This window comes from Nocardia sp. NPDC024068 (assembly GCF_040638875.1).
Taxonomy (GTDB): domain Bacteria; phylum Actinomycetota; class Actinomycetes; order Mycobacteriales; family Mycobacteriaceae; genus Nocardia.
The window spans coordinates 18,008-28,811 of sequence record NZ_JBEZYU010000062.1 but is presented as its reverse complement, the minus strand read 5'-3'; the positions used below and the strand labels follow the sequence as shown (position 1 = coordinate 28,811).

The 10,804-nt window shown below is 69.5% G+C and carries 7 protein-coding genes; all 7 read left to right on the top strand.

The genetic code is table 11. The annotated features are described in order from the left end of the window. Window positions 1-433 precede the first annotated feature (433 nt). The 7 genes from AB0F41_RS27790 (at window position 434) to rpmA (ending at window position 10,679) form a co-directional block, all read left to right on the top strand. Window positions 434-3,112: a valine--tRNA ligase gene (locus AB0F41_RS27790; protein ID WP_357428841.1), complete on the top strand. Its 2,679-nt coding sequence runs from the start codon at window positions 434-436 to the stop codon at window positions 3,110-3,112. Window positions 3,113-3,198: 86 nt separating this feature from the next. Beyond that, a complete protein-coding gene (locus AB0F41_RS27785) occupies window positions 3,199-4,569 on the top strand; it encodes a folylpolyglutamate synthase/dihydrofolate synthase family protein (protein ID WP_357428843.1) in 1,371 nt (456 codons plus the stop codon). Window positions 4,570-4,609: 40 nt separating this feature from the next. Then, the gene (locus AB0F41_RS27780; protein ID WP_357428839.1) at window positions 4,610-5,020 is read left to right on the top strand and encodes a DUF4233 domain-containing protein; all 411 of its coding nucleotides are present in this window, start codon (window positions 4,610-4,612) and stop codon (window positions 5,018-5,020) included. A gap of 62 nt (window positions 5,021-5,082) precedes the next feature. Then, window positions 5,083-5,499: a nucleoside-diphosphate kinase gene (gene ndk / locus AB0F41_RS27775; protein WP_357428837.1), complete on the top strand. Its 417-nt coding sequence runs from the start codon at window positions 5,083-5,085 to the stop codon at window positions 5,497-5,499. A 405-nt stretch (window positions 5,500-5,904) separates the two neighbouring features. After that, entirely contained in the window at window positions 5,905-9,681 is a 3,777-nt protein-coding gene (locus AB0F41_RS27770) for a translation initiation factor IF-2 N-terminal domain-containing protein (protein ID WP_357428835.1), read from the top strand. 374 nt (window positions 9,682-10,055) lie between these two features. Further along, window positions 10,056-10,367: a 50S ribosomal protein L21 gene (gene rplU / locus AB0F41_RS27765; protein WP_068046299.1), complete on the top strand. Its 312-nt coding sequence runs from the start codon at window positions 10,056-10,058 to the stop codon at window positions 10,365-10,367. Between the two features lie 45 nt (window positions 10,368-10,412). After that, window positions 10,413-10,679, top strand: a complete 267-nt coding sequence (rpmA, locus tag AB0F41_RS27760) for a 50S ribosomal protein L27 (protein ID WP_357428832.1) — start codon at window positions 10,413-10,415, stop codon at window positions 10,677-10,679. Window positions 10,680-10,804 lie beyond the last annotated feature (125 nt).

Genomic DNA, 10,804 nt, shown 5'->3' with positions numbered 1-10,804 from the left:
GGAGCGCAGCGACCGACCGGCGGGAGTGAAGAACCGGGTTAATAGGGCCCCACCCTCGAGCGGCGGAGCCGCTCCAAAATCACAGCCCGACCCTTGACGGAGGCGTCGATCCGAACCCCCTCTTCGCGGAGTGGTCGCTTCAACCCACCTCCCCAACCCTCGGCAGAGTGGTCGCTCCGAACCCTTTCTTCACGGTGGGGTCGCTTCAACCCACCTCCCCAACCCTCGGCAGAGTGGTCGCTCCGAACCCTTTCTTCACGGTGGGGCCGCTTCAACCCACCTCCCCGACCTCCCTTCGCGGGGGTCGCTCCGAACCCCCTCTCGCGGAGGGGTCGCTTCAACCACCCCCCACCCTTCCGCGAAGCGGCGGAGCCGCTCCGAATTCACAACCCCGCCCGGTCGGAGGCGGGGCGGGTGACACTAGAATCTCTGCGTGACCAGCGCAGCCCCTGACAACACGCGTAATCGTGCCGATGCACTCCCCAAGAGCTGGAATCCCGGCGAAGTGGAGGCCGACCTGTACGAGCGCTGGGTAGCGGCCGGTTACTTCACGGCGGATCCGGGGAGTGCGGCGCCGCCGTATTCGATCGTGCTGCCGCCGCCGAATGTCACGGGCACCCTGCATATGGGGCATGCCCTGGACCACACGTTGATGGATACCCTGGCGCGGCGGAAGCGTATGCAGGGGTTCGAGGTGCTGTGGCTGCCGGGTATGGATCATGCCGGTATCGCTACCCAGTCGGTGGTGGAGAAGCAGCTCGCCGTCGACGGGAAGACCAAAGAGGATTTCGGGCGCGAGCTGTTCGTGCAGAAGGTGTGGGACTGGAAGCGCGAATCCGGTGGTGCGATCCAGTGGCAGATGCGGGCTCTCGGCGACAGCGTGGACTGGTCGCGGGATCGGTTCACGATGGACCAGGGTCTGTCGCGTGCCGTGCAGACCATTTTCAAGCGGCTTTTCGACGCGGGGCTGATCTACCGGGCCGAGCGGCTGGTGAACTGGTCGCCGGAGCTGCGTACCGCGATATCCGATATCGAAGTCAAATACGAAGAGGTGCCGGGCGAACTGGTGTCGCTGCGGTACGGGTCGCTGGAGGATTCCGAGCCGCATGTGGTGGTCGCGACCACTCGGGTGGAGACCATGCTCGGCGATACCGCGGTCGCGGTGCATCCCGACGACCCCCGCTACCGCGCGTTGATCGGTACCACTCTGGAGCATCCGATCACCGGGCGGCAGATCCCGATCATCGCCGACGACTATGTCGATCCCGAGTTCGGTTCCGGTGCGGTGAAGATCACGCCCGCCCACGATCCCAACGACTTCGAGATGGGGTTGCGGCACAACCTGCCGATGCCCACGATCATGGATGAGCGGGGCCGGATCTCCGGCACCGGTACCGAATTCGACGGTATGGACCGTTTCGAGGCCCGGGTGAAGGTCCGTGAGCGGCTGGCCGCCGAGGGCCGGATCGTTGCCGAGAAGCGTCCCTACCTGCACAGTGTCGGGCATTCCGAGCGCAGCGGCGAACCGATCGAACCGCGCCTTTCCATGCAGTGGTGGGTGAAGGTCGAGGAGCTGGCCAAAGCCGCGGGCGACGCGGTCCGCAACGGCGATACGGTGATCCATCCGGCGAGCCAGGAACCGCGCTGGTTCGACTGGGTGGACGATATGCACGACTGGTGCATCTCGCGGCAGTTGTGGTGGGGCCACCGCATCCCGATCTGGTACGGGCCCGAGGGTGAGATCGTGTGCGTCGGCCCCGACGAGGAGGCGCCCGAGGGCTGGGTGCAGGACCCGGATGTGCTCGACACCTGGTTCTCCTCCGGCCTGTGGCCGTTCTCCACGATGGGCTGGCCCGACGCCACACCGGAACTGGCCAAGTTCTATCCGACCAGCGTGCTGGTGACCGGTTACGACATCCTGTTCTTCTGGGTTGCCCGGATGATGATGTTCGGCACCTTCGTCTCCGGTGACGACGCCGTCACCACCGGTAAGGGCGGCGAGTATCAGATTCCGTTCAAGGATGTGTTCCTGCACGGCCTGATCCGCGACCAGTTCGGCAAGAAGATGTCGAAATCGCGGGGCAACGGTATCGACCCGCTCGACTGGATCAACAATTACGGGGCAGACGCGCTGCGCTTCACCCTCGCGCGCGGCGCCCAGCCTGGCGGCGATCTCTCGGTGGGCGAACCGCATGCGCTCGCGTCGCGCAGTTTCGTCACCAAACTGTTCAACGCCACCAAGTTCGCGCTGATGAACGGCGCCCGTCCCGGCGATCTGCCCCCGCGTGATTCCCTCACCGACGCCGACCGCTGGATCATCGACCGGCTCGGTGCGGTGCTGGCCGAGGTGGACGCCGCGTTCGACGCCTACGAATTCGGCAAGGCCTGCGAGGCGCTGTATCACTTCGCCTGGGACGAGCTCTGCGATTGGTACCTGGAGCTGTCGAAGGTCCAGTTCGGGGAGAGCGAGGAGCGCGCCGACTCCACCCGGATCGTGCTGGGGGCCGTGCTGGACTCGGTGCTGCGGTTGCTGCACCCGGTCATCCCGTTCGTCACCGAATCGCTGTGGCTGGCGCTGACCGGGGCCGAATCGGTGGTGATCGCCGCCTGGCCGCAGCCGACCGGCGTGCCCGCCGACGCCGCCGCCGCGCAGCGGGTCACCGATCTGCAACGGCTGATCACCGAGATCCGCCGCTTCCGCAGCGATCAGGGCCTCAACGATAAGCAGAAGGTTTCCGCGCGGGTGCTCGGGCTCGACGCCGCCGGTCTGGCCCATCTGGTTCCCGAGGTGAGCGCGCTGGGCCGGCTGACCGAGCCGGGCGCGGATTTCGCGGCCACGGCGTCGGTGGAGGTGCGGCTGAGCGCGACCACGGTGACGGTCGAGGTGGATACCTCGGGCACCGTGGATCTCGAGGCCGAGCGCCGTCGCCTGGAGAAGGATCTGGCGGCGGCGCAGAAGGAACTGACCGGCACCGACGCCAAGCTCGGCAATGAATCGTTCCTGGCCAAGGCACCCGAGCCGGTGGTCGAAAAGATCCGCGGCCGGCGGGCGGTGGCCGCTGCCGAGGTCGAGCGGATCGGTGCGCGGCTGGCCGAACTGAGCGGCAAGTGAACGCCGCCGAGGGGCAGCCCGAATCCGAGCGCGAGCCCGGTGGCGCCGGGCTCGGCACCGGTCCGTCGCCGGTGGACCTGGCGGAGATGGCGCTGGTCGAGGCGGAACTCGACAAGCGGTGGCCGGAGACCAAGCTCGAACCGTCACTCACCCGGATCTCGACCCTGATGGATGTACTGGGGTCGCCGCAGCGGGGTTATCCGGCGATCCACATCGCCGGCACCAACGGCAAGACCTCGGTGACCCGGATGATCGACGCCCTGCTCACCGCACTGCACCGCCGGACCGGCCGGTTCACCAGCCCGCATCTGCAGTTGACCACCGAGCGGATCAGCATCGACAACCGCCCGATCGCACCCGCGCAGTACGTGGAGCTGTACCGGGAGATGCATCCCTATATCGAGATGATCGACGCCCAGTCCGAAAGCGCCGGCGGGCCGCCGATGAGCAAATTCGAGGTGCTCACCGCCATGGCCTTCGCGGCGTTCGCCGAAGCGCCGGTGGACGTGGCGGTGGTGGAGACTGGGATGGGCGGCAGCTGGGACGCCACCAACGTGATCGACGGACAGGTCGCGGTGATCACGCCGATCGGCCTCGACCACACCGACTATCTGGGCCCCGATCTGACCTCCATCGCCAAGGAGAAGGCCGGGATCATCAAACGCGCCGCCGAATCGCTGGTGCCCACCGATACCGTCGCGATCATCGCCGAACAGGATCCCGAGGCCCTCGAAGTGCTGTTGCGGCGGGCCGTCGAGGTCGACGCCGCGGTGGCCCGGGCCGGCTCGGAATTCCGGGTACTGGGCCGGCGGGTCGCCGTCGGCGGCCAGCAACTCGAACTGCAGGGCCTCGGCGGGGTGTACGACGAGATCTTCCTGCCGCTGCACGGCGAGCACCAGGCCCATAACGCCGCGCTCGCGCTGGCCGCGGTGGAGGCGTTCTTCGGGGCCGGCGCGCAGCGTCAGCTCGATATCGAGGCGGTCCGGGCCGGGTTCGCCGCGGTGAGCAGCCCCGGGCGGCTCGAACGGATGCGCAACGCGCCGACTCTGTTCATCGACGCCGCCCACAACCCCGCCGGCGCGGCCGCGCTGGCGGCCACGCTCACCGCGGAATTCGACTTCCGGAAACTGATCGGGGTGGTCGCGGTGCTCGGAGACAAGGACGCCGCCGGAATCCTGGACGCGCTCGAACCGGTTTTCGACGAGATAGTCGTCACCACCAACGGCTCGCCCCGCGCGTTGCCGGTCGACCGGCTGGCCGACCTGGCGGTCCAGCGTTTCGGCGACGAGCGCGTGGTCACCGCGACGGCTCTGCCCGACGCCCTGGAAACCGCCGTGGCCCTCGCCGAGGAGGTCGGCGATTCCGGGGAGATGGTGTCGGGGGCCGGGGTCGTCGTCACCGGCTCGGTGGTGACCGCCGGCGCCGCCCGCGCCCTCTTCGGCAAGACGCCCGCGTAACCCGCGGCGCCCGCGGCGCCGCCAGAGATAAGGACCTCTTATGAGCGAGTCCGAGCCGACGGCCCCGGCCCCTCCCGACCCCTGGAAGGGGCTGCGCGGGGTGATGGCGGGGGCGCTGGTGCTGGAGGCGATCACCGTACTGCTGGCGTTGCCGGTGGTCGCCGATATCGCCGGTGGTATCACCTGGGTGTCGGGTACCTACCTGGTGGCGCTGGCAGCGGTGATGTTCGCCGGCGCGGGGCTGCAGCGGCGGTCGTGGGCGATCCCGTTCAACCTGGGGTTGCAGGTGCTGGTGCTGGCCGGCGGGGTGTTCCATCTGTCGATCGCGGTGATCGGGGTCGTCTTCCTCCTGGTATGGGCGATCATCCTGTGGCTGCGCGCCGATGTGAAGCGCCGGATGGAGGAGGGTTCGCTGCCGAGCCAGCGGACCGGTGGCGGTCCGCCGCGCTGATCGCGTTCCGTACCCGGGCGGGCGGATGCGGGCCGCGGGGCCGGTCTGGTTAGGCTGACCTCGTGACAGAGCAGACATTGATTCTGATCAAACCGGACGGCGTGGCCCGCGGTTGTGTCGGCGAGGTGCTGAACCGGGTCGAGCGCAAGGGCCTCACCATCGCGGCCCTGGAGCTCAAGCAGGTTTCCGGGGAACTGGCCCGCGCCCACTACGCCGAGCACGCCGAGAAGCCGTTCTTCGGCTCACTGATCGAGTTCATCACCTCCGGCCCGGTCGTGGCCGCCGTTCTCGAGGGGCCGCGCGCCATCGCGGCGTTCCGGCAGCTGGCCGGTGGCACCGATCCGGTGGAGAAGGCCGCGCCGGGCAGTATCCGCGGTGACCTGGGTCTCGAGACCCAATCGAATCTGGTCCACGGATCGGACTCGCCCGAGTCCGCCAAGCGTGAAATCGCGCTCTGGTTCCCCGAATTCCCCCTCTGATCACTGCCCGGTGACGGGCCGGTGGGCCCCGTGCGAGTGCCTCGCGCAGCGCCATGGCGAACACCTGGCGCACGGTGTGGGATACTGGTACTCGGTCGTACTCGACAGTGAGTTCGGCCGGATGACACGCTGCGGAACGATGCCGCCATCGCTGCCGCGGACGTACGGCCGGATTTCTCGGCCGCGTCTGCCCGGCGCGCTGGACGAGTGCTCGCCCCGCGGAGTTCAGCCATATGCCAGGCGCCGCGTGGCCAGTTAGCCCGTCCGACGTTCGATAGTGGAGATAACCGGGCACGCGGGGCGAGACCATTGACCTCGTGCCAACCGCGCGAGGCGGACGGAAAGCGTCCCCGCGACGGCCGCGTCACTCGATGAGGAACGCGCCCGGGGGCCCGAGGAGACTTCGTGGCCGATCAAGAGCCGCTGGACACAACATCACAGGACGACGATCACTTGCCGGAGCGAATCCGAGTACATGCCCTCGCCAAACGTCTGGGCGTGACCAGTAAGCGCATCCTGGCCAAACTCAGCGAACTGGGAACGGAAGTTCGCAGTCCGCAGTCGAGTGTGGACCGGGCAGTCGCCGAGTCGGTCCGCGAGTCGCTGACCACTCCCAATCTGAATCCCGCCGAGCCGGGCCTGTTCGACGCCGGGGGCGCTCCCGCCAACGGCGTATCGGCGGCCGCTCCGGTATCGGAACCCGCGTCGGCACCGGCCCCCGCCGGTGAGCCCGGCACCGGGTCCGGGCAAATCCCGAGCATCGGTACGGCCCCGGCCGGTGAGCCTGCCGCGGCGCCCCGGGCGGGGGCCGAGCAGAATGCTCCCGCGACGGGAGCCACCGCCGGTTCCGGCGCTGCCGATGCCGTGACCTCGACCGCTGCCGAGTCCGCGGAACCGCCGGTCTCCGGGCCGGCTACTACCGAGCCCGCCCGCGGTACGGACACCCCGGCGGACCGTCGCGCCGATACGGAATCGGCCGCATCCGGCGAGCAGACCGGTACGTCCGCGAAAGCGACCTCCCTATCCGGCTCGCCCACCGAGCCCGGCAGCGCGGGCACCCCCGCCGTGCCGCCGCCGCCCGCGTTCACCGCCGCGAATCTGTTCGCCAGCCCGGTGCCCGAGGTGCCCGCGACCACCGAACCCGTTGTGTTCGAATCGGCCGTCGTAGCGGCCCCGCTGTTCCTGTCTCCGGACGCCGCGGCGGTTCAGGAGTTGCGCCGGCGCCGTAAGGCCGAACAGGAGACCGAGGCGCAGCCGGAGCCCGCCGAAAGCGACGCCGATACCGACTCCGGTTCGGATGATCAGTCCGAGCAGGGCGGCGACGGCGAATCCGACGACCAGCCGCGGCGCCGCCGCCGGGGCCGCCGGGGCCGGGGCCGGGGCCGGGGCGAACAGCAGTCCGATTCCGAGGGCGATATCGATTCCGAGGGCTCGGAGTCGGACGAAGACTCCGCCGAGGAACCCGACGAGAAGCACACGGCCTCCGAAAACAACACAGCCAAGACAGCCACCACGGCTTCCGAGGACTCGGCAGCGTCCAGCGAGTCCACCTCCGACGAATCCGGCAGCGGTGACGATTCCGACGGCGGCGGCAGCCGGCGCAGGCGTCGGCGCCGGCGCCGGAAGGTCGGGGGCGACTCCGGCGAGCAGGAATCCTCCGAGGACGATCCGCCCAATACGGTCGTCCACGAACGCGAACCCCGGAACAAGACCCGTACCCGCCCGGCCTCCGACGAGGTCCAGGGCATCAGCGGGTCCACCCGGCTGGAGGCCAAACGCCAGCGCCGCCGCGACGGCCGCGAGGCCGGTCGGCGTCGTCCGCCCATTCTCACCGAATCGGAGTTCCTGGCCCGGCGCGAAGCCGTGGACCGGGTGATGGTGGTCCGTGAGAAGGAGTTCCCCGGCCATCCGGCGGCCACTCAGGTCGCGGTGCTCGAGGACAACATCCTGGTCGAGCATTTCGTCACCAGCACCGGATCGGCGTCCATGGTCGGCAACGTCTACCTGGGCAAAGTGCAGAATGTGCTGCCCAGCATGGAGGCCGCGTTCGTCGATATCGGCCGCGGGCGCAACGGCGTGCTGTACGCGGGTGAGGTCAACTGGGAGGCCGCCGGGCTCGGCGGTAAGGAACGCAAGATCGAGCAGGCCCTCAAACCCGGCACCCAGGTGCTGGTCCAGGTCAGCAAGGACCCGGTCGGGCACAAGGGCGCCCGGCTGACCACGCAGATCAGCCTGGCCGGCCGGTTCCTGGTGTACGTCCCGGGCGGTACCTCCACCGGTATCAGCCGCAAACTGCCCGATACCGAGCGCAAACGTCTCAAGGAGATCCTGCGCGAGATCGTGCCCGCCGACGCGGGCGTCATCATCCGGACGGCCTCGGAGGGCGTCAGCGAAGCGGAGCTGACCCGCGACGTCGAGCGGCTGCAGGCCGCCTGGCGCACGATCACCGCGGCCGCCGCGGGCGAGCCGAACGCGCCGAAAACCCTCTATGAGGAGCCGGATCTCCTGGTCAAGGTCGTCCGCGATCTGTTCAACGAGGATTTCTCGAAGCTCGTGATCGAGGGCGAACGGTCGTGGAACACGGTCGAGAGCTATATCGGCACCGTCGCCCCCGATCTGCTCGCCCGGGTCTCCCGGCACGACAGCACCGGCGCGGACGTGTTCGAGACCTATCGCATCGACGAACAGCTGGCCAAGGCGCTGGATCGCAAGGTGTGGCTGCCCTCGGGCGGCACGCTGGTGATCGACCGCACCGAGGCGATGACGGTGGTCGACGTCAACACCGGCAAGTTCACCGGTTCCGGCGGTGGCAACCTGGAGGAGACCGTCACCCGTAACAACCTGGAAGCCGCCGAGGAGATCGTGCGGCAGATGCGGCTGCGCGATATCGGCGGCATGATCGTGGTCGACTTCATCGATATGGTGCTCGAGTCCAACCGCGACCTGGTGCTGCGCCGTCTCACCGAGGCACTGGGCCGCGACCGCACCCGGCATCAGGTCTCCGAGGTGACCTCGCTGGGCCTGGTGCAGATGACCCGCAAGAAGCTGGGCACCGGGCTGGTGGAGGCCTTCTCCACCACCTGTGAGCACTGCCACGGCCGCGGTCTCCTGGTGCACAGCTATCCGGTGGAAGCCGGTGGCTCGGAGGACAGCGGCGGCGGCCGCGGCCGTGAGTCCGGTTCGCGCCGCCGTCGTAATCGCGACAAGCCCGCCGCCCCGGCGCCGGAGCAGGCCGCCGCGCCGGCCGAGGTCTCGGAGGAGGACGCGGCAGCCAAACGCGCCCACCCGGTGGCGCTCGCCATGGCCGCCCACACCGGCGACGACGACGCCCACGGGTCCGGTGCGGAAACGGCCGGACAACCGGCTACGGCGACCGCCGCCGATACGGCGACCGGAGGCTCCGAGGCCGCATCGGATCGCGCCACGGCGAGCGCGGGTACAACCGCTACCGGCTCGGCTCCGGCCGCTGGGGGCGAGGCCGGACCGGCTCCCGAACCACGCCGCCGCCGTGGCCGGGTCCGGCGCTCCGCCGGTGCCGCCGCCGGTACGTCCGGCGATCGTCCGGCCGTTGAACGCAACGGCAGCGGTGCGCACACCGAAACCGCGACTCCGGCGCCGGCTGCGGCCGAGCCGGAGGCTCCGGGACCCGCGGAGCGGGTGAGCGATGACGGCCGACCGGCCACCGTGCCCGAACCGGCCGTGGAAACCGCGCCGGCGGCGGCTGCCGCGGATACCACGGTGGACGAGACCGACGTCACTGCACGCGTGCCCGCGAACGGGGCGGCGCCCGCCGCACCGGAAACGGTCGCCCCCGAGCCGGTGGAAACGGTCGCCCCCGAGCCGGTGGAAACGGTCGCCCCCGAGCCGGTGGAGACCGTCGCGCCCGAGCCGGTGGAGACGGCCGTGGCCCCGCCGGTGGAGACAGCCGCGGCCGCGGCTCCGGAAGCCGACTCGGCACCCGCGGCGGGTGCCCGGCGCGGGCGCCGCAGGGTCGCCCGCTCGACCTCCGCCCCGGCCGCCGACAGCGCCGGCGCGGTGTTCGTGCTCGGCGCACAGGAACAGCCTCCGGCGCCGGTGGCCGATCTCGCCGCCGAACCCGCCGAGGCCGAGGTGCCCGCGCGCCGGGTACGCCGCCGCGCGGCGGGACGTCCCGCCGGACCACCGGTGGACGAAGAGAACTGAGCGCGAGCGCCGCACCGCGATCGGCAGCGCCCGGCCCGCATCGGGCCGGGCGCTGCCGATCGCTGCCCTCCGCCGGCCTTCGGTTTGAGACCAATATCACCTCGGTGGCCGCTCGCGTGGGTTGTCGCGCGAGGTTCCGGGAGCGGGCCTCGGGGACCGGTTTGGTCGGGGGAACAGGCATCGGGTAATCTTGGCCAGTCGCTGCCCGGCGACAGCGATGTGCTGTTCCGTGGCCGGTTCCCGATACCGAGAGCCACCAGGTGCTGAGGCGGCGGTGACTATCAGACCAATCGTGCGGTGACTCCCGGTGCGAACCGAGGATGAAACCGTACGAGACGAGTGCCGAGCACTATAGGAAGAAGGGCAGCCGACCGATGGCAACGTACGCGATCGTCAAGACCGGCGGAAAGCAGTACAAGGTCGCGGTCGGTGACCTGGTGAAGGTCGAGAAGATCGAGGGTGCGCCGGGCACCTCCGTGGCACTGTCGCCGGTGCTCGTCGTCGATGGCGCCGAGCTGACCACCGCAGCCGACAAGCTCGCGAAGGTTTCGGTGTCGGCCGAGGTGGTCGAGCAGACCAAGGGCCCGAAGATCCGCATCCACAAGTTCAAGAACAAGACCGGATACCACAAGCGCCAGGGTCACCGTCAGCCGCTGACGGTCCTGAAGGTCACCGGCATCAAGTAACCACCCCCGCAGGGCTTCGCAGCCCGCGCTGAAGGAGTATCAGCAATGGCACATAAGAAGGGTGCATCCAGCTCCCGGAACGGCCGCGATTCCAATTCCAAGCGGCTCGGCGTGAAGCGCTTCGGCGGGCAGACCGTCAAGGCCGGCGAGATCCTGGTTCGCCAGCGTGGCACCCACTTCCATCCCGGCGTGAACGTCGGCCGCGGCGGGGACGACACCCTGTTCGCGCTGGAAGCCGGTGCTGTCGCTTTCGGCACCAAGCGTGGTCGCAAGACCATCAACATCGTGGTTCCGGAGCCGGTCGAAGCCTGACCGGCTGACGACTCCACCACAGCGAGCGGGTCAGGGTGATACACCCTCGACCCGCTTTCGCATTTCTACGGCACGGTCCCGGTGCGCGATACTCCCGGCTCCCGAACCCTGTGTCTATTCCCGCC